Annotated in this window: 21 protein-coding genes and 6 tRNA genes; 6 read left to right on the forward strand and 21 right to left on the reverse strand. The window is 35.8% G+C overall.

Translation table 11 applies throughout. The features are described from left to right. Positions 1-56 precede the first annotated feature (56 nt). The 3 genes from lysA (at position 57) to QE109_RS12220 (ending at position 2,458) form a co-directional block, all read left to right on the forward strand. The gene (gene lysA / locus QE109_RS12210) at positions 57-1,334 is read left to right on the forward strand and encodes a diaminopimelate decarboxylase (RefSeq protein ID WP_281094815.1); all 1,278 of its coding nucleotides are present in this window, start codon (positions 57-59) and stop codon (positions 1,332-1,334) included. 144 nt (positions 1,335-1,478) lie between these two features. Continuing rightward, positions 1,479-1,781: a hypothetical protein gene (locus QE109_RS12215; protein ID WP_281094816.1), complete on the forward strand. Its 303-nt coding sequence runs from the start codon at positions 1,479-1,481 to the stop codon at positions 1,779-1,781. Positions 1,782-1,942: 161 nt separating this feature from the next. Beyond that, positions 1,943-2,458 carry a peptidylprolyl isomerase gene (locus QE109_RS12220; protein ID WP_281094817.1) on the forward strand — a complete coding sequence of 172 codons (516 nt, stop codon included), beginning with the start codon at positions 1,943-1,945 and terminating at the stop codon, positions 2,456-2,458. Between the two features lie 92 nt (positions 2,459-2,550). Here the strand turns inward: QE109_RS12220 and yihA are convergent, their stop codons facing one another. The 5 genes from yihA to tig are packed head-to-tail and all read right to left on the reverse strand — an operon-like array spanning position 2,551 to position 8,796. After that, positions 2,551-3,204, reverse strand: a complete 654-nt coding sequence (gene yihA, locus QE109_RS12225) for a ribosome biogenesis GTP-binding protein YihA/YsxC (RefSeq protein WP_281094818.1) — start codon at positions 3,202-3,204, stop codon at positions 2,551-2,553. Further along, positions 3,205-5,532 (reverse strand): endopeptidase La, encoded by a 2,328-nt coding sequence (gene lon / locus QE109_RS12230; RefSeq protein WP_281094819.1) that lies wholly within the window; start codon positions 5,530-5,532, stop codon positions 3,205-3,207. 57 nt (positions 5,533-5,589) lie between these two features. Next, on the reverse strand, positions 5,590-6,876 hold the full coding sequence (gene clpX / locus QE109_RS12235) for an ATP-dependent Clp protease ATP-binding subunit ClpX (protein ID WP_281094820.1): 1,287 nt from the start codon (positions 6,874-6,876) through the stop codon (positions 5,590-5,592). A gap of 26 nt (positions 6,877-6,902) precedes the next feature. Further along, complete coding sequence (clpP, locus tag QE109_RS12240; protein ID WP_281094821.1) at positions 6,903-7,487, reverse strand: ATP-dependent Clp endopeptidase proteolytic subunit ClpP; 585 nt, start codon at positions 7,485-7,487, stop codon at positions 6,903-6,905. Between the two features lie 22 nt (positions 7,488-7,509). Next, positions 7,510-8,796: a trigger factor gene (tig, locus tag QE109_RS12245; RefSeq protein ID WP_281094822.1), complete on the reverse strand. Its 1,287-nt coding sequence runs from the start codon at positions 8,794-8,796 to the stop codon at positions 7,510-7,512. Between the two features lie 241 nt (positions 8,797-9,037). On the opposite strand from tig, the gene QE109_RS12250 reads away from it, so the two are divergent. Continuing rightward, positions 9,038-10,948: an ATP-dependent helicase gene (locus QE109_RS12250; RefSeq protein ID WP_281094823.1), complete on the forward strand. Its 1,911-nt coding sequence runs from the start codon at positions 9,038-9,040 to the stop codon at positions 10,946-10,948. On the opposite strand, the gene QE109_RS12255 is transcribed toward QE109_RS12250, so the two are convergent. The 7 genes from QE109_RS12255 to QE109_RS12285 all read right to left on the reverse strand — a co-directional run bounded on the left by QE109_RS12255 (position 10,859) and on the right by QE109_RS12285 (position 18,826). Next, positions 10,859-11,377, reverse strand: coding sequence for a regulatory protein RecX (locus tag QE109_RS12255; protein ID WP_281094824.1), 519 nt, complete (start codon positions 11,375-11,377; stop codon positions 10,859-10,861). The genes QE109_RS12250 and QE109_RS12255 overlap by 90 nt on opposite strands. Before the next feature lie 14 nt (positions 11,378-11,391). Next, entirely contained in the window at positions 11,392-12,141 is a 750-nt protein-coding gene (locus QE109_RS12260) for a hypothetical protein (RefSeq protein WP_281094825.1), read from the reverse strand. A 12-nt stretch (positions 12,142-12,153) separates the two neighbouring features. Next, the gene (locus QE109_RS12265; RefSeq protein WP_281094826.1) at positions 12,154-12,525 is read right to left on the reverse strand and encodes a hypothetical protein; all 372 of its coding nucleotides are present in this window, start codon (positions 12,523-12,525) and stop codon (positions 12,154-12,156) included. 97 nt (positions 12,526-12,622) lie between these two features. After that, positions 12,623-13,336, reverse strand: coding sequence for a pseudouridine synthase (locus tag QE109_RS12270; protein WP_281094827.1), 714 nt, complete (start codon positions 13,334-13,336; stop codon positions 12,623-12,625). Further along, on the reverse strand, positions 13,333-14,301 hold the full coding sequence (locus tag QE109_RS12275) for a nucleoid-associated protein (protein ID WP_281094828.1): 969 nt from the start codon (positions 14,299-14,301) through the stop codon (positions 13,333-13,335). Before QE109_RS12275 ends, QE109_RS12270 begins: the two co-directional genes overlap by 4 nt. Before the next feature lie 167 nt (positions 14,302-14,468). Further along, positions 14,469-16,688: a methyl-accepting chemotaxis protein gene (locus QE109_RS12280; RefSeq protein WP_281094829.1), complete on the reverse strand. Its 2,220-nt coding sequence runs from the start codon at positions 16,686-16,688 to the stop codon at positions 14,469-14,471. Positions 16,689-16,915: 227 nt separating this feature from the next. Beyond that, complete coding sequence (locus QE109_RS12285; RefSeq protein ID WP_281094830.1) at positions 16,916-18,826, reverse strand: HD domain-containing phosphohydrolase; 1,911 nt, start codon at positions 18,824-18,826, stop codon at positions 16,916-16,918. 146 nt (positions 18,827-18,972) lie between these two features. Here QE109_RS12285 and QE109_RS12290 point away from each other — a divergent pair, with 146 nt between their 5' ends. Next, positions 18,973-19,713, forward strand: coding sequence for a SagB/ThcOx family dehydrogenase (locus QE109_RS12290; RefSeq protein ID WP_281094831.1), 741 nt, complete (start codon positions 18,973-18,975; stop codon positions 19,711-19,713). Between the two features lie 56 nt (positions 19,714-19,769). After that, entirely contained in the window at positions 19,770-20,888 is a 1,119-nt protein-coding gene (locus tag QE109_RS12295) for a M20/M25/M40 family metallo-hydrolase (RefSeq protein ID WP_281094833.1), read from the forward strand. Between the two features lie 98 nt (positions 20,889-20,986). Here QE109_RS12295 and QE109_RS12300 read toward each other — a convergent pair. From QE109_RS12300 to rph, 9 genes are all read right to left on the reverse strand, one after another. After that, positions 20,987-21,063, reverse strand: a tRNA-Arg gene (locus QE109_RS12300). Positions 21,064-21,146: 83 nt separating this feature from the next. After that, positions 21,147-21,222: transfer RNA gene (locus QE109_RS12305), tRNA-Lys, on the reverse strand. A gap of 4 nt (positions 21,223-21,226) precedes the next feature. Continuing rightward, positions 21,227-21,301: transfer RNA gene (locus QE109_RS12310), tRNA-Gln, on the reverse strand. Between the two features lie 7 nt (positions 21,302-21,308). Beyond that, a tRNA-His gene (locus tag QE109_RS12315) sits at positions 21,309-21,384 on the reverse strand. A gap of 33 nt (positions 21,385-21,417) precedes the next feature. Beyond that, positions 21,418-21,494: transfer RNA gene (locus tag QE109_RS12320), tRNA-Arg, on the reverse strand. A 4-nt stretch (positions 21,495-21,498) separates the two neighbouring features. Next, positions 21,499-21,575: transfer RNA gene (locus QE109_RS12325), tRNA-Pro, on the reverse strand. A 114-nt stretch (positions 21,576-21,689) separates the two neighbouring features. Beyond that, positions 21,690-22,187: a metallophosphoesterase family protein gene (locus QE109_RS12330; RefSeq protein WP_281094834.1), complete on the reverse strand. Its 498-nt coding sequence runs from the start codon at positions 22,185-22,187 to the stop codon at positions 21,690-21,692. After that, positions 22,165-22,779 (reverse strand): XTP/dITP diphosphatase, encoded by a 615-nt coding sequence (locus QE109_RS12335; protein ID WP_342637143.1) that lies wholly within the window; start codon positions 22,777-22,779, stop codon positions 22,165-22,167. The genes QE109_RS12330 and QE109_RS12335 overlap by 23 nt, the downstream gene beginning before the upstream one ends. A 12-nt stretch (positions 22,780-22,791) precedes the next feature. Further along, the gene (rph, locus tag QE109_RS12340) at positions 22,792-23,505 is read right to left on the reverse strand and encodes a ribonuclease PH (RefSeq protein ID WP_281094836.1); all 714 of its coding nucleotides are present in this window, start codon (positions 23,503-23,505) and stop codon (positions 22,792-22,794) included. Between the last annotated feature and the right edge of the window lie 60 nt (positions 23,506-23,565).

Here is a 23,565-nt window from a genome sequence, read left to right on the forward strand (position 1 = left end):
ATAAAATACACAATTATAATTATCTTGATTATGAAGTATCAATAAAAGGAGCCCTTATGTTTAACATTAAAAATCACGAATTATATATCGACCAAGTAGCTGTCACATCACTTGCAAAAAAATATGGAACACCCCTTTATGTCTACTCTGAAAACAAAATCATAGAGCAACTTGACACCATCAAGAGCGCATTTTTAGACAAATATCCAGATACACATGCTGCCTTTGCTTGCAAAGCCTTTTGTACCAAGTACATGTGCAGACTCCTTGAAAAAGAAGGTTTCTGGCTTGATGTTGTCAGTGGTGGAGAACTATATACTGCTATTAAAAGTGATTTCCCAGCTGATAGAATTGAATTTAACGGCAACAACAAAAGCGATGAAGAACTCATCATGGCACTTGATTATGGGATTAATAGATTTGTCGTAGATAATGCCTCTGAACTTTACCACCTTGAAAAGCTTTGTATCGATAAATCCGTAAAAGCAAATGTACTTTTTAGGATTACACCTGAAGTTTCTGCCAATACGCATGATTTTATCTCAACTGGTAAAAAAGACTCTAAATTTGGCATACCACTTGATGACGCTATTCTTTATCCGCTTATAGAAGCTGCCATTAAATCGGATGTTGTCCATTTCTTAGGCTTCCATTTTCACGTAGGCTCACAGCTTCACGAATCAAACACACATCTAAGTGCACTTGAAGTTATTTTAAAATTGATTTTAAATACAAAAGAGCGCTTTAACTATACTATCTCTGATTTTAACCTCGGTGGCGGTTTCGGTATCAAATATACCGATGCAGATCATCCAATTGCTCTCACGGAATTTATCAAGCCTCTAATGCATAGACTCGATACTTTTTGCGCTTCACATGAGATTAAAAGACCCCACGTGTCCATGGAACCAGGTAGATATATCGTTGGTGAAGCAGGTATACAACTCTATACTATAGGCAATATCAAAGTGATTCCAGAAGTGAAGACATACGCCTCTATCGATGGGGGCATGACTGATAATGTCCGCCCAGGTCTATACGGTGCTAAATACCATGCACTGATTGCAAATAAAGCTGATCTTGAAAAAGATACACTATTGGACATAAGCGGTAAGTGCTGTGAATCGACAGATATCTTAATAAAAGGCTTATCAGTTCCAAGCCCCGAGCGTGGCGATATCTTAACCGTCTTTTCTACAGGGGCTTATGGTTATTCCATGGCTAACAATTACAACAAGCTACAGATTCCTGCAGTAGTAGTTGTCAAAGCAGATGAGCATGAACTCATCGTTAGACGTCAGTCTTATGATGAGATGATTGAAAGAGAAGTTTAGTTCCTGCTGTAGATAACATTAAGTAAACTTGTACCCATTACAAAAACAGTGGATATGTGTACAAGTTTGTTGATTAAAAAACTAAATATTGGGAATAAATATTAAGTAGATATGTAATCATTTGATTAGTGCTCGGAGGCTTATATGGATAAAATCAGCCAAGTTTCTGCAACTTCAAATTTATGGAAAACATATAACAACATGCCTAGCAAGACAACCGCTCTAGATCGAATTGTTGAAATAGAGAAAGGCGCTGAAAAGGCTTATATTGATGACGCCATAAAACAAGCCACTAACAGCAAAGCAATTAATGCCAAAAAAATTACTGGCGGAAATATTCAAAAACTAGAAGCTGCTAAGAACCAACAGTCAAAGGCTTTTCAATCTAATCTCTCCGACCTCAAGCAATTTATGGGAAAGGGAATCAATTTAGACACATATGTATAAAGAAATACCTGATTTTTCATTGCGAATGTAACTTATTTCGTAATTAGAATCAGGTTTTTATTTGCAAAGAAATTAATAAATAGAAATTTTAACACATTATGATTTATACTTGCCACACAAACTGGTATAATTCTAGTATATTATTTTTTAGGAGGAACCAAATGAATCCACAAGTTAAAATAACAGTAAAAGATTATGGCACGATGACGGCTGAATTATACCCTGAAATAGCACCAAATAGCGTAAATAACTTCCTTACTTTAGCAAGTGATGGCTTTTACAATGGTCTAATTTTTCATAGAGTTATCAAAGGCTTTATGATCCAAGGCGGTTGTCCAGACGGTAACGGCATGGGTGGTCCAGGATACGGCATCAAAGGCGAATTCATCAACAATGGCGTTAACAACAATTTGAAGCATACTGAAGGTGTACTATCTATGGCTAGATCTCAAATGCCAAACAGCGCTGGTAGCCAAATCTTTGTGATGCATAAAACGTCGCCACATCTTGATGGTAGCTATGCTGGTTTTGGAAAAGTAATTGAAGGCTTAGAAATCATAGATCAAATAGCAAACGTAAAAACTTCACATGGCGATAAACCATTGAAAGATGTTGTTATAGAATCTATCGAAGTTGAGCTTAATGGCTATGAAATTGGTGAGTTTCAAAAATACTAGTTTTATAGATTTGTCTTTTTTTCAAACATAATAAATAAAAAGAGCTGATAAATACAACTATCATAGTTGCTTTATCAGCTCTATTTTTTTGACTATTCTACAGATGCTACTTGTTTTTTATCGCTACCATCTTGACGTTCTAGATGTACATCAATTTCATTTGCTTCGAAAAGCGCATTTATAACATCCCAAACTTCATATTTGCCATCTCTAGATGTGGAAGAAACCGGTAAAATTACAGCATCCTTTTCCATTTTCAGTTCTTTTCTAATCATTGCAATTTGTTGAGCAACTTGGTTCTTACTCAACTTATCAGACTTAGTTGCAAGCACGATACCATTAAAGCCACAATTACGGATCCATTCATACATGTTTTTATCTTCGCCTGATGGTTTATGTCTTATATCTACCAATTGGAAAACTTCTATTAAATCTTCACGTTCATTTAGGTACGTGTCGATAATTTTTCCCCAACCTTCTTTTTTTACTTTTGAGACTTTGGCAAACCCATACCCAGGTAAATCAACAAAGCGAAACAATCCATCCATATCATAAAAGTTTACAAGTTGTGTTTTACCAGGCGTTGAACTCGTTTTAGCGAGACCACGTCTACCAAGCAACATATTGATTAGGGATGATTTTCCAACATTTGATCGACCTGCAAAAGCAAACTCTGGTAAATGATTCTCTGGATATTGCGACTTTGCAACTGCACTTATTACAAAAGTGCTGTTTTTTATCTTCATCTATTTTTCCTCTCTCGCGAGGGCATGTTCAAGAACGTCATCCATCGACTTAACCGGTACAAATTCAATTTCTTTTTTCACTGACTCAGGAATATCTTCTAAATCTTTGACATTGTCAAAAGGAAATAAGATTTTTTTGATACCAGCTCTTTTTGCAGCCAAGGCTTTTTCTTTAAACCCACCTATTGCTAACACACGACCACGAAGCGTAATTTCTCCAGTCATTGCAACATAGCGGTTTACAGGAATCTGAGACAAAGCAGAAATCATCGTAGTCGCCATGGTAATACCAGCCGATGGACCATCTTTAGGTATTGCACCTTCTGGGATATGCACATGTAAATCTATCGTCTCATAAAAATCATCTGCAATACCATAGTCTTTCGCTATGGTTCTAATATACGAAAGAGCTGCTTGAGCTGATTCTTTCATCACATCGCCAAGTTGTCCTGTGAGTTGAAGCTTGCCTTTACCTTTCATGGTATTAACTTCTATAGAAAGCGTTTCCCCGCCTACAGCCGTCCATGCCAAACCAGTGACGATACCAATTTGATTCTCATCTGAAATCAAATCATAATGATATCTTGATTTTCCAAGGTATTTATCGATATTTTTTTCTGTTATTCTTACAGATTTCACTTCACCTTTAACGATGCGAACTGCAGCTTTTCTACACAGATCAGCAATTTTACGTTCAAGTTCACGCACGCCTGATTCACGAGTATATTTTCTGATAATCTCCAAAAGACCTTCATCTGAAACTGATAAACCACTCTTTTGAAGACCATGCTCCTCCATCTTTTTAGGCACAAGATATTTTTTAGCAATATTTAACTTCTCGTATTCTGTATAACCCGAAACTTGAATCACTTCCATACGATCGAGAAGTGGTCTTGGAATCGTATTAAGAGAATTGGCTGTTGTCACAAACATTACTTTAGAAAGGTCAAATGGCACTTCTAAATAATGATCTGTAAACTCTTTATTTTGTTCAGGATCAAGCACTTCCAATAAAGCTGATGCTGGATCACCTCTAAAGTCACTAGAAAGTTTATCAATTTCATCAAACAAGAATACAGGATTTTTTGTTCCAGCTTCTTTGATGCCATTGATGATGCGTCCAGGAATAGCGCCAATATAAGTTCTTCTATGACCTCTAATCTCTGCTTCATCTCTTACACCACCGAGTGACATCCTGACAAATTCACGGTTAAGCGACCTTGCAATTGATTTGGCAATAGAAGTTTTACCTACTCCCGGAGGACCAACTAGACATATGATAGGGCCTTTCATACTCTGAGTTAAATCTCTTACAGCAAGGTATTCAACCACACGTTCTTTAACTGTCTCAAGTCCAAAATGGTCTTCATCAAGTATCGTTTGCGCTTTAACTAGATCGATTTGATCTTTAGTTTCTTTTTTCCATGGTAAATCAAGAATCCAGTTAACATAGCTTCTAATCACGCCACTTTCTGCAGAAGAAGGTGACAGCCTAGAATAACGATCAATTTCAGCTACAATTTTCTTATCTATTTTTTTAGACAATTTAAGCTTTTTGAGCTTGTGTCTCATTTCTTCAATTTCATCTTCTTGTGCATCTTCTTCACCAAGTTCATCTCTGATCGCTTTGATTTGCTCTCTTAAGTAATACTCTTTTTGAGATTTATTGATTTGACTTTTCACTTTATCGTTAATGTTCTTTTCCACTTCTAAAATTTCTACTTCTGTTAGTAAAATTTTATAAAGATTTTCAAGTCTTACTTTGACATCAACAGCATTGATAAGCTCTTGTTTTTGTTCAGTTTTAAGCGTAAGTTGAGCTGCAATTGTATCTGCCAAACGACCTGGTTCATCAATAGAAGTAACCGATAAGATCACATCAGCACTCACCCTATTTGTTGTTGCGATGTATTTTTCAAAAGCTGCGGTACAACTTCTCATCAACGCCTTAGTCTCTTTATCAATTTCTACAGTATCTACATAAGTTGTGACATCAACTCTAAAATATGGCGTTTCTTCTGATATGGTTAACACTTCTGCTCTTTGAATCCCTTCAACTAAAACTCTGATGGCATCCCCCGGCAGTTTAAGCATCTGTTTAATTTTGCATATTGTTCCCACTTTGTAGAAATCAGTCGATTCTGGCGAATCATTGTCTATGTCAAACTGAGTTGTCAAAAAGATACGTTGATCTTTTGCCATTGCTGCTTCAAGTGCTTTAATTGATTTTTTTCTACCAACATCAAAATGCAATACCATATATGGAAATATTGATAAGCCCCTGAGTGGTATCAATGGTATGTTAATTACATGACCGTTATCTTCCATGATTTCACCTCGCAATAATTCTTAGTTACCTAATAAAAAAACGAGCTTTCGCTCGTTTTAGGATACACTTTCTTCACCCTTTGTAGACTCTTTTTTGACACTTTCTTTCTTTGCGTCAACAAGTACAAGGGTTGGCAATTGATGGTTACTAATCGTTTCCTTAGTAACGATACATTTCTTGATATCGTCACGGGAAGGAATCTCATACATGATATCCATCATTATGCTCTCAAGAATAGATCTCAAACCTCGAGCACCAGTCTTCCTCTCTATTGCCATCTTCGAAACTTCTATCAAAGCATCATCTTCAAATTCAAGTTCGACATCATCGATCTTCAACATTTTTTGATACTGTTTGATTATAGCATTCTTAGGCTCTTTCAAGATACGGACTAACGCCTCTTGATCAAGCTCATGAAGTGACACAACAATAGGAACACGGCCTACGAACTCAGGGATCAATCCGTATTTTAAAAGATCTTTTGGTTCAATCTTATCGAAAAGTTCCCCTAATTGAATATTCTTTTTACTTTGAACAGCTGCACCAAATCCTAAAGCCTTTTCACCAATTCTAGAATTGATAATTGACTCCATGCCATCAAATGCACCACCGCAAATGAATAAGATATTGGTTGTATCCACTTGAAGAAATTCTTGATGAGGATGCTTTCTTCCACCTTGTGGTGGCACATTAGCAACAGTTCCTTCGATAATTTTCAGGAGTGCTTGCTGCACACCTTCACCTGATACATCCCTTGTAATAGAAGGATTTTCAGATTTTCGTGTAATCTTATCAATCTCATCAATATAGATGATACCCTTTTGAGCACGTTCTATATCATAATCTGCTGCTTGAACTAATTTTAAAATAATGTTCTCAACATCTTCACCTACATAACCTGCTTCAGTAAGTGCAGTTGCATCTGCAATTGCAAAAGGAACATCGAGTATTTTAGCTAGTGTTTGGGCGAGTAATGTCTTACCAGAGCCAGTTGGTCCAATCAACAATATATTGCTCTTTTGAAGCTCTACATCGTCCTCATCAACCGAATTTTGGATACGCTTATAATGATTGTACATTGCTACAGCAAGTGTTTTCTTTGCCTTTTCTTGACCAATCACATAAGCATCGAGAATTTCTTTAATCTCAGACGGCTTAGGTAAGGATTCCAACGACCATTCGTCACTGTCTTCCTTTTTATAAATGGAAAGTTCTTCTTCCAAAATTTCGTTACAAAGTTCAATGCATTCGTCACAAATATATACATTTGGTCCTGCGATTAGTCTTTTAACTTGCTCTTGGCTCTTTCCACAAAAGGAACATTTTAATGTTGGTTTATCCATTTATTACCTCGTTTCTCACGTAAATATTATCTTTTGACAAAAACCTTGTCAATCAAACCATATTCAACTGCTTCTTCTGCTGTCATAAAGAAATCACGATCCGTATCTTTCTCAATTTGTTCATATGGCTTACCCGTTTTTTCACTTAAAATGCCATTCAAGTCTTTTCTTAATTTTAAAATACGATCAGCTTGAATTTTGATATCAGAAGCTTGACCTCTAGCACCACCTAATGGTTGGTGAATCATAACTTCTGCATTTGGAAGTGCATATCGTTTGCCTTTTGCACCAGCAGCGAGTAAGAAAGCACCCATACTTGCTGCCATACCTACACAAATCGTAGACACTTCAGGTTTAATGTATTCCATAGTATCAAAAATGGCCATCCCAGCAGTGATCGAGCCACCTGGACTATTAATATAGATATTGATGTCCTTATCAGGATTTTCAGCTTCTAAAAATAACAATTGGGCTACTACTACGTTTGCAGTAAGATCATCAATCTCTCCACTTATAAAGATAATTCTGTCCTTCAAAAGTCTTGAGTATATATCGTAAGATCTTTCGCCTTTGCTTGTTTGTTCAATGACATAAGGGATATAACTTGCCATTTTTGCACCTCCGTAAAATCAACTAGATTAACTTAGCATTGTCTACTAGGAAATCAACTGTTTTTCTAGATTTTAAGTTTGATTTCAAGTATTCAAAATTGTCTTGTTTAAATAAATTTCTAATTTCTTCTAAATCACGTTTTTGCATCTCAGCGATTTTTGTAAGTTCTACTTCAACATCTTCATCAGTCACTTCGATTGATTCTTGGTTCATCACTTTTTCAATAACAAGGCTTGTTTTAACTCTTGCAAGTGCATCTGGTTTCATTTGTTCTTTTAACGCATCAAAAGTACCACCAGTAAATTGAACATATTGATCTAGGCTTAATCCTTGTTGTTGAAGTTGTTGATTGAATTCTTTTAACATACCGTCAACTTCAGTTTCAATCATTTTTTCAGGAATTTCAACTGTAATAAGCTCGGTTACTTTATCGATAACTTTATCACGTTGTGCTGCTTTTGCACTCTCAGCTGATGATACTTCAAGTTCAGCTTTTAAGCTTGCTTTATATGCATCTAATGTATCGAATTCTGATACGTCTTTTGCAAATTCATCATCTAATTCAGGAAGTTCCTTGAATTTAATGTCTTTTACTGTTACATGGAAAACTGCATCTTTTCCTGCTAACTCATCAGAATGATATACTTCTGGGAAAGTTACTTTTACATCTACATGGTCGCCAATTTTAGCGCCAACTAATTGCTCTTCAAAACCTGGGATGAATTTTCCAGAACCGATTACAAGCTCTTGATCATCAGCAGTTCCACCATCAAATTGGTGCTCACCAACAAAACCTTTATAATCAATAATTACAGTATCGTCGTTTTGAACCGGACGATCTGTAACAGATACCAATCTTGCATTCATATTTCTAGTTTTTTCAATTTCAGCATCGATCATTTCATCAGTTACTTCAGCATTGATTTTTTCTACTTCAATGCCTTTGTAACCCTCAAGTTCAAATTCAGGAGCAACAGTTACTACTGCAGTAAATACTAAATTTGATTTTGCTGCAACTTCTTCGATATCAATGTCAGGTCTTGCAACTGGCTCAATAGAAAGTTCATCCAGTGCTTTTTCGTAGTGTAATTGTAATAAGCTGTTAACAGCATCTTCGTAAAATACACCTTCGCCATATTGTTTTTCAATAATTGTTTTTGGTGCCTTCCCTTTTCTGAATCCAGGGATGTTGAATTTGCCTTTGTCTTTGTTATAAACGGCAAGAACTGCTTTATCAAATTCTTCAGCAGCAACAGTCACCTTAATCGTTACTTCACTATTTTCTTTTTTCAAAATCTCATATTTCATTTGAATGCCTCCCGATCTTTATACTTAATTTGTCTCCCTTAGGAGCAATAAATTAACCTGTTTAACCTATATATAGTACCGTATTTAGTCAAAAAAGTAAAGTTTAATAGCGAAAATCACTCTAATTATACCTTATATAGCACGTCAAACAAGGGTTTATTGCAAAATTTACCCTCTTGTTATATATTATTCATAAATCATTCACATACAAAGTAAGAATTAACACCATTTAGGAGCAAAAATGACACATAACGCGCTAACTGATGCACAAAATAAGGCTTCAATGCACTTTACCGGCCCTGCACTTACACTTGCTATCCCTGGAAGTGGCAAAACTACACTTCTCATCCATAGATTGATTCATTTAGTAGAAATTCATGGTATAAAACCCGATTCTATACTAACTTTGACTTTTTCTAAAGCATCTGCTGATGATATGGCAAGAAGATACCAAGAAAAGTTCGGTCACACTGAACATCATTTTAAATTTATGACGATTCACAAATTAGCTTATAGCCTCTATAAAAGTTATCTAAAATCAATAGATAAACAAATGGTTTTACTTGATGATGGTGGTCAAAAATATCAGATTTTAAATGATATCTTTAAGAAAAGACACCATGAAACACTTAACGAAGATGATTTTGAAACACTTTCTAACCAAATTGGACTTATCTATAATCTCATGTTAAAACGTGATCAAACAGGAGGCCATGAATTTGACTGGGAAGACATCTTCGATTTAGCCGAGGACTATCACCGCTATAAACGCAGACATCACCTCTATGATTTTGATGATATGCTCATTAGTGCAATTCAGATTCTCAAAAAATCACCCGCACTACGCATGAACTTAAAATCAAAATACCGTTTTATACAAGTTGATGAAGCGCAAGATACATCAAAACTACAGTTCGAATTTATCGAACTGTTACTCGGTGAAGAACAAAACTTATTTTTAGTTGCTGATGATGATCAGTCCATCTATGGATTTCGCGGGGCATACCCAACTTATCTTTTGGAATTTCCTAGTAGAAACCCAGATGCATCGCTCTACTATTTAAGCGATAACTTTCGGTCTGATGCCAATATCGTTTTCACAGCATCCAAACTTATAGAAGGTAACAAACAGCGATTCCAAAAAGAAATGAAACCCTTTCACGATGCAATTATAAAACCACAAATAAAAGTTTTTGATGATTTAGACAAAAGAAATAATTATTTAGCTGAACAATTAATCGATCAAGCTAACTCTCTAGATTCAGTTCAAACCAAAGCGATACTTTATCGTAACAAAGTATCAGCAATTAGCATTGTTGATATGCTTGAAAGAAATCAACAATCATTTCAAATCAAAGATGCACCATTGAGAGAGTTTGCTCACTGGCTACTTGAAGACCTTATCGCCTTTTTTACACTTGCAATGATTCCTCAGGATCTTGAAAGCTTTCAGCGCATAGCTTTCAAAATGAACGGTTATATTTCAAGAGAAATGCTTAATTATGTAAAATCAAACCACAGGGGAAGAAGTATTTTTTCAGTTTTAATTGAGATACCCTTTTTGCAAGACTATCAAACCAAAACTCAAGAACGTCTGTATGATCAATTTGAACAGTTAAAGCGCTTGCGTCCATATGATGCCATACATTATATCGAAACGGAACTCGGTTATCTCGACTACCTTAAAAATAACACTTCAAGATTGGGTTTAACCATGAACTATGCAAGAACCAGATTAGATGCTTATAAAGCCATTGCTAAACCACTTAAGTCGGGGTTCGATTTTATCACTAGAATTTCTTCTCTAAAGGCGTTTTTGCAAACTAATTTTGCAAATTCTAACGAAGCTATCGTTTTATCTACTATCCACGGCTCAAAAGGTTTAGAATTTGATGAAGTATATATGATCGATGTAAATCCTCAAATTTTTCCAGGTTTTAAAGCAAAAGAAAACGACGCTCTCGAAGAAGAACGCCGTCTGTTTTATGTGGGTTTAACACGTGCCAAAAAGAAGTTTGAGCTACTTCACTCAGAATTTATCAATGGTAGTTATAATGGCAATTCACTCTTCATCGATGAACTCATCAGCCAATCGCTTACCGAGCACACTTTTAATAACGTCATGGGAAAATCCGCGACTAGCCAAAAATGATGCAAGTTTTTGATAAATCTTATATTTATATTTGTATTCTGATTTAATGCGATCCCAATCAATATTGGTGCTCGCTATTTTTTTTTCAAGTATATTTGAGACTATCTCCTCTGGGGATTCTAAACGCTCTTCTTCTTCATCCATCAGATCATATGCATCTTCGATATCGTTTCGACTCACACCTTTTCTACCAAGTTCCAGCTTGATGCGATAATCACCATATCTAAGCCTTCTAGAGCGTATGAAATAATAAGCATAATTAACATCATCTAGATATTTCACTTCCTTAAGCTGGTTAAGGACACGTTCTATCGTTTCAGTACTATACGCTTTGCCTATTAATTTATCTTCTAAACCTTTTACAGTTCGCATTTGTAGCGAAAGTAAATAAAGGGCATATTCCATCCCTTTTTCAAACTCCGTTTTCAATATGCCTCCCTACACTAGCGTCTACTACTTTTATCTTCTATGGTCACTTCTACATAATCTATATCTATTGAATTTCCAGTACCAGTTCCATAAGGATGCATCATAATCCGCACTGCACTTTTATCGAGTTTGTAACTGTAAAGTTTATATTCTTTATCATTTAACTTATAAATCATTTGATTTGAGCGCATATCAAAAATTAGGGTCTCATCTATCCACTCATCATATATCGGTGTAATCAATTGATAATTGTTGTTATACTCCCAGTCTGCAGCCAAAAACCTAATAACATCTCTTCCAGGTCTCTCTGATTCATACTGTAAATCATATGAATATTCTAGCAGCATTATGCCATCACCTATTGCTGTAAACCACGATCCATCCGTTCTATCAGGAACAAGATCTAGGTCTGTCGTTTGATATAGGGCTAGCCCTCCTGCAAAAGTATCATTGCCATGACTTATTTTTACTCTTCTTTTAATGGTTAAGACATCTTTGCTTTGAAGTTCTAATGGTTTACTTAAAAGATATGGCATGACACCTGTTGTATCAGATGAGAGTTTTAAAATTCCATCTTCTATTTTAACCAAATCATAAGCACGTTTAAAAGTTTCCCACTCACTTACTAACCAAAAATCCTTATCCATCTCATTAAAGTCAAATCGATAGGTTTCCATCTGTGCAGGTGTACTTTCATGGGTAGCAATGCTATAAAAAAGAAATGCTGCTATGACAAATAATACAACGATAAATGCTTTTCTCATTATTTCACATCCTTAGAGTGTTTTAGTTTTTTCGACAATTTCTTCCACATCTTTTAATCCGATGATAAATTTGTACTTAGGCTGTAGTTTTTCAAACTTGAGTTCAAAAACAAATTGGATCACATCAACCGATTGCCATGTTATGTTGATATCTTTGACCCATGTTGAGAGTTTAATTTCCTTTAGATGATCAAGTAATAACGCTTTTAATCTCAATAAATCAACAAATCCTTTAGGTGTTTTTTTCAAATACCCAAAAGTAGCGACCAAAATGGTTTCACGGACGCGCTTAAAAATCAAAAATTGCTTAAAGCTCCTATAGCCCTCGATTAAAACAAATATAATAAAGGTTGCAATACCCGATATCAAAATATTATTTAGCATGTTTATCTCCTAATCTAACCCAATCCTTAAACAAAACACTACAATTTATGCCTTCAACTATCGCTTATTAAGAATATCGTCATTGCAGCTTTATTTCTTAATCGAAAGCATGTTCATCATTTTTACTTACAATATCCCTTAAAGCCAACAACTCATCTGCTTCAAGTGTACGCCACTCACCTTTTTTAAGACCTTTTAGCATTATATTTAATACCCTAATACGTTTTAAATTAACCACTTCATAATCAAGCGCTTCACACATTCTTCTGATTTGCCTATTTAAACCTTGCGTCAAAATAATCTTAAAAGTTCGTTCATCTAATTTTTCTACTTCGCATGGTCTAGTTACGGTATCGAGGATGTTGACACCTTTGCTCATATTGTATAAAAAAGCTTTTGAGACAGGTTTATTTACAATAACAATGTATTCCTTTTCATGATAATACCTTGCTTTTAATATGCCATTTGAAAGTTCACCATCATTTGTCATAAGGATTAAACCTTCTGAATTCTTGTCTAAACGCCCTACCGGGAACACCCTGGTTGGATAATTAACCAAATTTACAATATTATTTTTAACCTCTGTACTACTTGTACATTCAACGCCTATTGGTTTATATACTGCAAGAACTACTTTTTCTTGTGTGTTCTTTATACTTTTTCCGTTAAATAACACTTCGTCATTTGCTTCAACTTGAGTACCAAGAGATGCTACAATTCCATTTATACTCACGTTTCCAGCTTCTATCTGCCGATCTGCTTCTCTCCGAGAACAGACACCTGCATCACTTAAAAATTTATTTAGCCTCATAGTAGTTCTCCTAGGTTTTTAAGTTCAATTGAAACTGATCCATCCGAATTGTTCACAATATTTAAGTTCTCACTTCTAGATACATATTCAAATGGAAGTATAATCTCTACACCACTTGCAGTTTTTATGCGCTGTGTTCTCTTTAGTTTTTTTGTTTGACCTTCATTCATCTTAAGACTATCTGGATTAACACCTTTTTCATCCAGTTCCTTGAGATACGCATCCTTTGAAACTTCTGTATCAAAGCACTCACTAACGATATTCTGCATATCTAAACTACCACTCTCATCTAGATGTTCAGTTACCATTTTTCTAAGTTTAGCTGTTTTTACAAGTGGTTGGTCATCGTATTTTTCGATTACTTTCTCTGCTGTTTTTGTAATTAGGTCTATTTTGCGTTTTGTGGTCATCACACCATTTAAACAAAGTACTTTTTCAGTTATATACCTAGACTTATAGCCATCTATCGTCACTTGTTTGTCTTTTACCAACACTTTGTTTTCAGTGAGATCAATTAAAAATCCTTCTTCAACCTTTTGTGATTTGTATGGTAAAGTTGTCACTTGCCTTATAATTTTATTTACAATCAAGTTTTCCTGAAGTTCAACAGCATGGGCGAAACTCGTTCTAAAATTTAATTTTAGAAAACCATAATAGTCACGGTCTTCTCTTTCAAAATGAATACACATCAAATCACATGGTTTAATGTCCTCGCTATAAGTCATTGCATCATAAAAAAGATCAGCTACTTGTAGTGAAACCTCTTTAAAAACATGGCCTTCGAGTGTCACTTTAGAATTTGGTGTGTAATCCATCGTAGATATATCGAGGTTGTCAAAAAATACACCTACGTGCTTTTCTACATAATCTTCTATTTCAAAATCAATCTCTGTTGGTCTTTCCGAAAGTAATTTTACATCGCTGATGACATCAAGCACATGTAAGTAAGCTTCTTTAATTTGCATATTCGCTCCTATTCTTTTAGACGCAAAAAACATCTAAATCGTTCATCTTAATAAGAATATATTAGGATTTTTAATAATTCAAGTGTTTCTCAAAAAATTAAAAGAGATGTTGGCGAAACAAAACCAATCATCTCTTTTTTACTTTGCATGATTATATCAACTCTAGTTTATTCAACTTTAAATCGATTTGTTTCAGTTTCAAGTACTTGTGCCATGTTTTTAAGCTCTGAGATGCTTGCTGCAATTTCTTCAAAAGTTGCAACTTGGTTCTCAATGCTAGAACCTATGCGTTCAGATGAAGAAACATTATCCTGCATGATATTTGATAGTTCATCAATTGCTTTTGCCATTTCTTCTGATATCTGAGACTGCTGAGATGCACCTTGACTTATATTGCTGATTTTGCTAGTGATTCCCTCAATCAAGTTTAAGATAATCTTGAAGCTCTCACTTGTGTCATGAGCTTCGCTAACGCTGCGCTCCACAAGTGCTTTCTCTTTATTCATAGTTGCACTTGCACCTTGAATATCAGTAGAAATTTGATGAATAATATCATTGATTTTAAAAGCTGAACCTTTACTTTGATCGGCTAACTTTCTCACTTCTTCTGCAACAACAGAGAATCCTCTACCATGTTCTCCAGCTCTAGCCGCCTCAATTGATGCGTTAAGTGCTAGTAGTGAAGTTTGTTCTGCAATCGCATTGATTATATTGACGATTTCTACAATTTCATCAGATGAAAGCTTCAAGGTATTAATCACCGTAGCCATAGATTCAGACGATGTCTTCACTTGCTCTATGCTACTAACAACTGTTTCAAGTTTGCCCACACCTTGTTTAGATGCTGAAAGCACTTGTTCTGAATCCACAACCACAAGGTCAGCTTCTTTAGAAATCATTTGAGCACTACTAGAAAGTTCTTGGATACTTGCAGTTGTTTGCTGTACAACACTCGCATTATTTTGTAAGCCATCAATCATAGATTGAACTTCGATGTTGATATGCTCTATACTTTCATTGGCTTGATCTATTGCATCGTGAATTTCATCTGTATAACCAGACAATTTAGATGCACTGCCTTTGACCTCTACAACAACCGCTCTAATCTTAGAGACAAACTGGTTAAAGAGTCTTGCCATAGTGCCCATTTCTTCCTTAGTATGAATATTTAACGACTTAGTTAAGTCACCTTCACCTTCAGAAATGTCCTTTAACATATGATTGACATTATTTACAGGCTTAGAAATAATCGTTGCAAGAACCACGGCAAATGCAATTGCAAGACCTGTAATAACAATTACTAATAATATCAGCTCTCCTATAAGCATTTTAATTGCATCTGTCATTTTATCTTTTATAGAAGTGTTTAAAAGTGATGCTATCTCTGAAACACGTGTACTTGACTCTGTAATCGCGGCAAAGTATCCTTCTTCAGGATTTCTACCAATTGTATCATCTAATGCAACGAGTTCAGAAAACGCAGCAATATAACCTTCAGAGATAGACTTATATTGATCTTTATAAGATTGTGTAAAATCCCCAAATTGAACTTGCGTATTTGGGTAATTTAATTGATCTTTTATTTGCTCTAAAAATCTACTTTCTTGAGTATACAGGTAATTCACATGAGCATTATCAAGATTTGCCATCGCCTTATCGAGATTGCTATCTTGAGGCATCGCGGCTAACTTTGTTTTAAGTTGCTTTTTCATGGTTTCTATTTCACCGACAACCCCATATCGGTCAAAACCACGTTTTTGAATGCTCGCGTGCATACCATCAAAATTTGCTTTATATGCTTCAAGTTCTTGTCTGAGAAGTTTCGTTTGATCATATAAATCTTGATTATCCTTGATCAGTTTAGCATCTGCTAGTTTGTTGATATCTTCAATCGCCCTTTGATAGAATCCAGCAAACGCTATTGTCCGCTCTGTTTGACTAAGTTGTCCATCAGCTAAATCTGATGCTGCTTTATAAAATTCTTCGTTCGTTCTATCCAAGAGCATGAAGTCCCTTTGAGTTGAATTCATGGATTGAACAGTTGTTCCCAGTTGATTTTGTGCTTCTATTACAGGAATATAGGTGTAAGCGATCAACCCTATAAAATTGTAAGAAGAAACGGTTACATAAATCAAAGCAAGGATAATCACTATAAAACCTGCAAGAACCTTACTTCTGATCTTCCAGTTTTTAAAGTTGAAATTTAACTTGTTTTTCTTTTCTGTTGTATCTTTAGATCTTTTAATTTTAGATCCTTTTGCTGTAGATTTACTTGTTTTAACTTTCTTAATTTTTTCTTTCTTTTCTTTTTTCACCTTAGGCTTCTTTGGTTTTTGAGGTTTATCTTTTTTCCCCAGTTGAGAATTATCGTCGTTCGATTTGATCATGAAACCCCTCCTCAATACTTTATAATTGCGAAATGAAACATTATCTTATATATTATAACGATTTGTTCATGTTTTTGCCATAGAAATCCAAAAAAAAAAAAATTTCACGTGTTTTTAAAATTATGATTTTCCAATACTTTCAAACATATAAATTTTTCGATACATCTTAAAATTTGTTAACAAATAAAAACAAAAAAAAGTACTTGTCCAGTACTTTTAATATTTCTTTATTCAACGTCTTGATAAATAGACCATATAGACTCTAAATTTTCAACAAATACTTTTACAATTTCTGGATCAAGATGGCTTCCTGATGATTCTTTAATCATCTCAACAGAACGTTCAAAACTAAATGGTTCTTTGTATGTTCTTTTTGAAGTTAATGCATCAAAAACATCTGCTATTGCAACAATTCTTGCTGGTAATGGAATTTCATTTCCCGCTAGACCATCAGGATAACCAGTACCGTCCCATCTCTCATGATGATGGCGCGCGATTTCCTCAGCAAATTTATAAAAATCAGCATCAAAAACTTGTAAACCTTCTCTCAGCGATTTGAAGATATCTGCACCTACTTTTGCATGCCCTTTCATAATTTCCCATTCTTCTGGTGTCAGTTTGCCAGGTTTTTTCAAAATATGATCTGGCACGCCAACCTTTCCGATATCATGTGCCGATGCATTTCTTTCAATTTCCAGCACAAACTTGCGATTTACAGGATAGCCGGGCACAGATTTTTTTCTAAGTCCCTCAGCTATTGCTACAGAATACCTTACCATCCTCATGATATGATCGCCTGTTTCGTTGTCTTTTTGATCTACCAACTCTGAAAAACTATTGGTAATTCTCGAAAGTACAACTTTCGTAAAATAAGAACGATTCAGTAACCCGCTGATTTCATAAATTACTTTTTCTGCAAGTTTCAAATTCATTTTATCAAAATGATTTTTTTCACTTGAACTAAAAAACACAACACCAAAGACTGCCTCCCCCATAATGAGCGGCACAACCAAGTTAGACTGAACACCTTCTTCACGTAACAATCTTAAAGATGCGCTATATGGTCTTTTCTTAAGTTCTCTCTCTAAATCGTCAGTAACAAATGCTTCTTTAGTATATAAAACTTGCGTCAACGTTGTTTTTTCAAAATTAACTTCAAATCCTGGCCCAAGTCTCACATTTTCATAATTAGCAACACCAAACTCAGCAATAAACTTCTTTCTGCTATAATCTACGAAGGCGATCCCTACCCGATCAACACCCATACGTTTAGTCACTTTATCAAAAAGGCTTTCAATCAAATCATCCATATGATAATACTCAGAAATAAGCTCTTTGACTTCTTTAGTAAATTTTTCTTCATCTATTATTTGTCTTACTAATTCTATAATTTCATTTTCTTCACTAAAAATAGCTTTTGTTTTTGGTAGTGCGTCAAAATCATATTGATGCCGCTCCAACTGTAGAAAGCTTTTGAGTATAAATTGTTGGTCATAAGTCACAAATTTATAAACGCCTACACTAAATAAAATTAAAAATAAAATTAAGGTTATGAAAATCGCGTTTAAAACAAGGGTAAAATCATTTAAGATTCTATCGTTGATCTCTTCATTGTATGCATTTAGACGCTCTATCCCATCTGTTAGCTTTTGAGTATAAGTCTTAAGAACTTCTATTGGAGCACTATCAATATCACTCCCGCGAACCAGTTCATCAATCCTAGAAGCACTCAATTTCAAATCAATCGCTGTATCTTGGATCATACCAACTATTGCTTCATGCCTTGTCAAACTCAATTTGTTTAAAGAGATCATATCTCCTTGATAACTAATAAAATCTTTCTCAATATCTTGTGCCAAAAGATACAATGTCTTTTGGTTACTATCAAAAGCCTCTAGTAATTTTATATTGGATTTATTAGAGACGTCATTGCTCACTTGTGTCAATATATTGCTCAAAACTCTTATGGGAAGATCCATAGAAAGAATCTCACTATTAAGTGCTTTTAGATGCATGTCACTTTTTTCAATATAGTCTTTTGTTACTGGCACCAAGAAAAAATTAATCGAAAAAGCAATTGCTATAAATATCACTATTCCAATCATGATAATTTTGGTGGTTTTTTTTAAGCTGATCATAAAATCCTCTTTCGCACAAAATATATTACTGTGAGGGTATTTTATCAAAATTTATTATTAAATAATAGGCAAATTGGAAAAAAATTTAGTATACTGTAAATATCGGTACCCGAAATGATATTTTTCCACATTTTAAGGAGGAACCCATGACCGTCATTGAATCTAATCGCAATTTTATGAAATCGGGCTTTAACAGCTCTGAAAAACACGCAAAATCTGATCAAGATAAGGGATTACCTGCACCTAGTTTGCAAGTATCTCCAAAATCAGGTAATGAAATTATATCCCTACCACCATTGGTTGATGTCAATATGAACCTCAGTGAGGCTATGCTTCAGAGAAGAAGTCTACGTAAATACGATAAAAGTGCTATGTCTTTAGCTGAATTATCTTTTATACTAGAAACCTCATGTAAAGTTCAAAAGGTGCTTGGTGATAATATCGCAAGTTTTAGACCTGCGCCTTCTGGTGGTGCAAGACATCCATTTGAAACCTATATTGTTGTTCAAAATGTAGAAGGACTTTCTTCAGGTTCTTATCATTATTTGCCACTATCACACCAGCTTGAAAAATTAAGCGTAAATATTGATGAGAAAGAAATAATTGCATCCGTTAATGGTCAAAAATTTGTATCCGGTGCTAATGTAATCTTTTATTTCGCAGTCATCCCTTACCGTGCCGAATGGCGATACAGTGATAAGTCACACAAAGTTATGCTACTTGATCTAGGTCATCTTGGTCAAAATGTTTGTCTTGCAGCAGAAGCAGTTGCTGCTGGTGCATGTCCCATAGCTTCTTATGATCAAGATATATCTGATAACTTGTTTGAACTCGATGGTGAAAATGCATATATCAGTTACATTATTCCTGTTGGAAAAAATAGTTAGCGTTTTACAATAGTGACAATCAGATAATATAATGACACTAAAATCAAGGAGGATTTATGATAAACGAACAAAGATTGGTAGATCAATTTATAAGTTATGTGAAGATATCAAGCCCAACTAAAAAAGAAGGACGTTTCGCAGCACATCTTTGCAAAGAATTAGAGGCGCTGGGACTTGAGGTAAGCATCGATGATGCAGGGGAAAAAGTAGGAAGTGATACAGGTAATGTCATCGCCAGATTAAAAGGCAATACTCCCGGTGAAACGATCCTATTCAGTAGTCACATGGATACCGTTAGTCCAAGTATAGATGTGAAGCCCGAGATAAGAGATGGTGTCATCTACAGTGATGGAACGACAGTTTTAGGCGGCGATGATAAAGCAGGAATTGCAGCAATTATGGAAGCGCTTAAAACCATTATCGAAGGCGATCTTCCACATGCCGATATCGAAGTCGTCTTTAGTATATTTGAAGAAGGTGGACTCCACGGTGCAAAAAACCTAGATATGTCTCTTCTTAAAGCAAAGCAAGTCTTTGTTCTTGATAGCGGTGGAGATCCTGGTCAAATTATCATTAAAGGTCCTGCACAAGATAAACTCGAATTCTTGGTTCATGGTCGCCCTGCTCATGCTGGTGTAGCACCGGAAGATGGTATCAGTGCAATAATGGTCGCTAGTCATGCCATCAGTCAGATGAAACTGCTTAGAATAGATGCAGAAACGACAGCAAATATCGGCAAAATAGAAGGTGGTTCAGTTACCAATATTGTTCCTCCTGAGACAATGGTTGTTGCAGAAGCGAGAAGCTTAAACAATGACAAGCTAAAAGTTCAATCTGAGCACATGGTTAAATGTTTTGAAGATGCTGCTGAAAAGTTCGGCGCAACTGTAGATTCTAAAGTGACACGTATGTACTCAGCTTTTGATGTAGAGGCAGATTCTGATATTGTGACCAAAGCTATAACCGCATGCGAAACCATCGGTTTAAAAGCTTTTACAGCCCCTTCTGGTGGCGGTAGTGACACCAACATCTTTAATGCACGTGGTATAATGGCTATTAACCTCGGCATTGGGGAGAAAAAACCACATACTTTAGAAGAACACCTTCACATCAAAGACTTAGTTGCTTCATCTAAACTCGTTCTTGAATTAGTGAAATTAAGTGTAGAGATATAATTTACTTTTGACGGATCAATAACATTTAAAATAATGCATAAAAAAGGAGATGCTGCTAGTCTAATTTATTAGACTTGCAGCATCTCCTTTTTTATGTTTGGTGCACCCTAGAGGGTTCGAACCTCCAACCAACGGATTCGAAGTCCGCTACTCTATCCAATTGAGCTAAGGATGCATATGAAATTATCTATATCACCATCATTATACTTTAAGGTAAAACAAAAAGCCACCCCGATTCGCATCAAAGTGACTTTTTTATGGTGATCCAACCGCGGCTCGAACGCGGGACACCCTGATTAAAAGTCAGGTGCTCTACCAACTGAGCTATTGGACCATATTGGCTGGGGATACAGGATTTGAACCTGTGAATGACGGAGTCAAAGTCCGTTGCCTTACCGCTTGGCGAATCCCCAATAAAAATGGGGCGGCTGATGGGAATCGAACCCACGTATGAAGGAGTCACAGTCCTTTGTCTTAACCGCTTGACGACAGCCGCCATATTAATTTATACTACGCCAGTTTTAAAAAGTGGCGCGTCCGTAGGGACTCGAACCCCAAACCCCCGCCTTAGAAGGGCGGTGCTCTATCCAGTTGAGCTACGAACGCACGTTGGTCGGGGTGGCAGGATTTGAACCCGCGGCCCTCTGGTCCCAAACCAGATGCGCTACCAAACTGCGCTACACCCCGTCGTTAACTGACGAATTTTATTATACATGAATTGATATTATGCGTCAACCACTTTTTTAATAAAATATTTTACTCAGACTTTACAGTTTCTTCATACAAAACGCCATATTCAGACTACTCTGAAGATTGCGACTCAAGCAATGGAATAATCGTGGTTTTTATGCCATTTTCGGAGATTGTTAATAGCCCTATTGTGGGATATCCGCCTAACCGAGGCAAAGATGCACTGCCAGGGTTGAAAAGTATAACACCATCTTCTTCAGTTTGGGTCGCCATATGCGTATGTCCAAAGCAGATCAAATCAAGATGATCTTCCAAACCTTTTAAATGTAATCTCAACAGCGAATGTTTTACACCATAAAGGTGCCCATGCGTAAGCAAGACACGTTTTCCTGAAACTTCAAGAATCTCATCTTCGTTAGCATTAGCATGCGAATCACAATTCCCTTTGACACCTATCATGTCACAACCAGTAGCACTAGCAATACCTAGGGCATCTTTAAAATGATCCCCTAGGTGCCAAACCCTGTCAAATAACATAGGGTATTTTTTCATATAACGTATTACGGGGGCAATATAACCATGTGTATCACTTATTACTAGTACTTTCATAATATTCCCTTATCATTTGTTTTAAAACAATTAATGCGTTTCCACGGTGACTCATAGCGTTCTTTTGGTCTTCAGTTAGTTCTGCGAACGTCTTTCCAAGAGCTGGAACTTCAAACAACGGATCATAGCCAAATCCATTTGAACCAGATGGTTCAAAACCTATGCGCCCTTCTACTTCTCCTCTTGCAACTAATGTATCACCATTTTCAAACATGAGAGTAATCACTGTAACAAAACGTGCAGTTCTTTGATCTAATGGAACATCTTTTAGCGCCGCTAAAAGTTTCTCATTATTTCGTTGATCAGACTTTGGTTCACCTGAATATCTTGCTGAATAGACCCCTGGTGCACCGCCAAGAAAGTCAACAGATAAGCCCGAATCATCTGCAAGCGACGCTAAACCTAGCTTTTCATATACAGCTTTTGCTTTTATAAGCGAGTTTGCTTCAAAAGTATCGCCATCTTCGATTATCTCTTCATCTCCAAACCCCGCATCAGCCATAGTGACTAACTCAAACTCAAAATCTTTCAAAATACTTTGAATTTCTTTCAATTTATGTTGATTTCCAGATGCTAATATAATTTTCTTCATCATATATACCCACTATTTCGAAAGTGCATCATTTTGATGCGCGACAAGTTCCATGATTCCTTTTTCAGCCATAGCCATCAAATCATTCATATGTTGTCTTGTAAAAGGTTTTTCTTCACCGGTACCTTGAATTTCTATATACTCACCTTCGCCAGTCATCACCAAATTCATGTCCACATGCGCCTTAGAATCCTCTTCATAGCAAAGGTCAAGCAATACCTCTCCATCAACTATCCCTACGCTTATAGCAGCTACTGACGTGGTAATTGGAGATTCAGCTAAGCGACCTTCGTTTATCAATTTATTCACTGCATCTGTTAAAGCGACATAAGCACCTGTAATTGAAGCAGTTCTAGTTCCGCCATCAGCTTGAATTACATCACAATCAATCCAAATTGTACGTTCACCCAATTTTTTTAGATCGACGATTGCTCTAAGCGACCTGCCTATTAGTCTTTGAATCTCTTGACTTCTTCCATCAATTCCTTTGGTGTTTCTCGATTTACGTTGTCCTGTTGAACCAGGAATCATTCCATATTCTGCAGTCACCCATCCAGAACCTGCCCCTTTTAGAAAAGAAGGTACTTTTTCTTCAATTGTCGCTGTGCATATTACTTTTGTTTGTCCCATTTCTATAAGAACCGATCCAGCAGGATGTAAGATAAAGTTTCTTGTGATTTTTACAGGTCTAAGTGTCTCGTTGTTTCTACCATCAATTCTATTCATTATAAGTCCTCTCATTATTAAAAAGTAGCAAAAGGCCTACATGAACTGCAAGCCTTTATG

The sequence above is a fragment of the Fusibacter bizertensis genome (assembly GCF_029914245.1).
Classification (GTDB): Bacteria; Bacillota; Clostridia; order Peptostreptococcales; family Acidaminobacteraceae; genus Fusibacter_C; species Fusibacter_C bizertensis.

Excerpts from the sequence above, each read along its gene's own strand:
- QE109_RS12270 (WP_281094827.1), bottom strand. The coding sequence starts at position 13,336 with ATGAGGCTAAATAAATTTTTAAGTGATGCAGGTGTCTGTTCTCGGAGA.
- QE109_RS12285 (WP_281094830.1), bottom strand. The coding sequence starts at position 18,826 with ATGATCAGCTTAAAAAAAACCACCAAAATTATCATGATTGGAATAGTG.
- QE109_RS12275 (WP_281094828.1), bottom strand. The coding sequence starts at position 14,301 with ATGCAAATTAAAGAAGCTTACTTACATGTGCTTGATGTCATCAGCGAT.
- QE109_RS12215 (WP_281094816.1), top strand. The coding sequence starts at position 1,479 with ATGGATAAAATCAGCCAAGTTTCTGCAACTTCAAATTTATGGAAAACA.
- lysA (WP_281094815.1), top strand. The coding sequence starts at position 57 with ATGTTTAACATTAAAAATCACGAATTATATATCGACCAAGTAGCTGTC.
- QE109_RS12330 (WP_281094834.1), bottom strand. The coding sequence starts at position 22,187 with ATGAAAGTACTAGTAATAAGTGATACACATGGTTATATTGCCCCCGTA.
- QE109_RS12250 (WP_281094823.1), top strand. The coding sequence starts at position 9,038 with ATGACACATAACGCGCTAACTGATGCACAAAATAAGGCTTCAATGCAC.
- QE109_RS12260 (WP_281094825.1), bottom strand. The coding sequence starts at position 12,141 with ATGAGAAAAGCATTTATCGTTGTATTATTTGTCATAGCAGCATTTCTT.
- QE109_RS12295 (WP_281094833.1), top strand. The coding sequence starts at position 19,770 with ATGATAAACGAACAAAGATTGGTAGATCAATTTATAAGTTATGTGAAG.
- rph (WP_281094836.1), bottom strand. The coding sequence starts at position 23,505 with ATGAATAGAATTGATGGTAGAAACAACGAGACACTTAGACCTGTAAAA.
- lon (WP_281094819.1), bottom strand. The coding sequence starts at position 5,532 with ATGGAAGATAACGGTCATGTAATTAACATACCATTGATACCACTCAGG.
- clpX (WP_281094820.1), bottom strand. The coding sequence starts at position 6,876 with ATGGATAAACCAACATTAAAATGTTCCTTTTGTGGAAAGAGCCAAGAG.
- clpP (WP_281094821.1), bottom strand. The coding sequence starts at position 7,487 with ATGGCAAGTTATATCCCTTATGTCATTGAACAAACAAGCAAAGGCGAA.
- tig (WP_281094822.1), bottom strand. The coding sequence starts at position 8,796 with ATGAAATATGAGATTTTGAAAAAAGAAAATAGTGAAGTAACGATTAAG.
- QE109_RS12290 (WP_281094831.1), top strand. The coding sequence starts at position 18,973 with ATGACCGTCATTGAATCTAATCGCAATTTTATGAAATCGGGCTTTAAC.
- QE109_RS12265 (WP_281094826.1), bottom strand. The coding sequence starts at position 12,525 with ATGCTAAATAATATTTTGATATCGGGTATTGCAACCTTTATTATATTT.
- QE109_RS12220 (WP_281094817.1), top strand. The coding sequence starts at position 1,943 with ATGAATCCACAAGTTAAAATAACAGTAAAAGATTATGGCACGATGACG.
- yihA (WP_281094818.1), bottom strand. The coding sequence starts at position 3,204 with ATGAAGATAAAAAACAGCACTTTTGTAATAAGTGCAGTTGCAAAGTCG.
- QE109_RS12280 (WP_281094829.1), bottom strand. The coding sequence starts at position 16,688 with ATGATCAAATCGAACGACGATAATTCTCAACTGGGGAAAAAAGATAAA.
- QE109_RS12335 (WP_342637143.1), bottom strand. The coding sequence starts at position 22,779 with ATGAAGAAAATTATATTAGCATCTGGAAATCAACATAAATTGAAAGAA.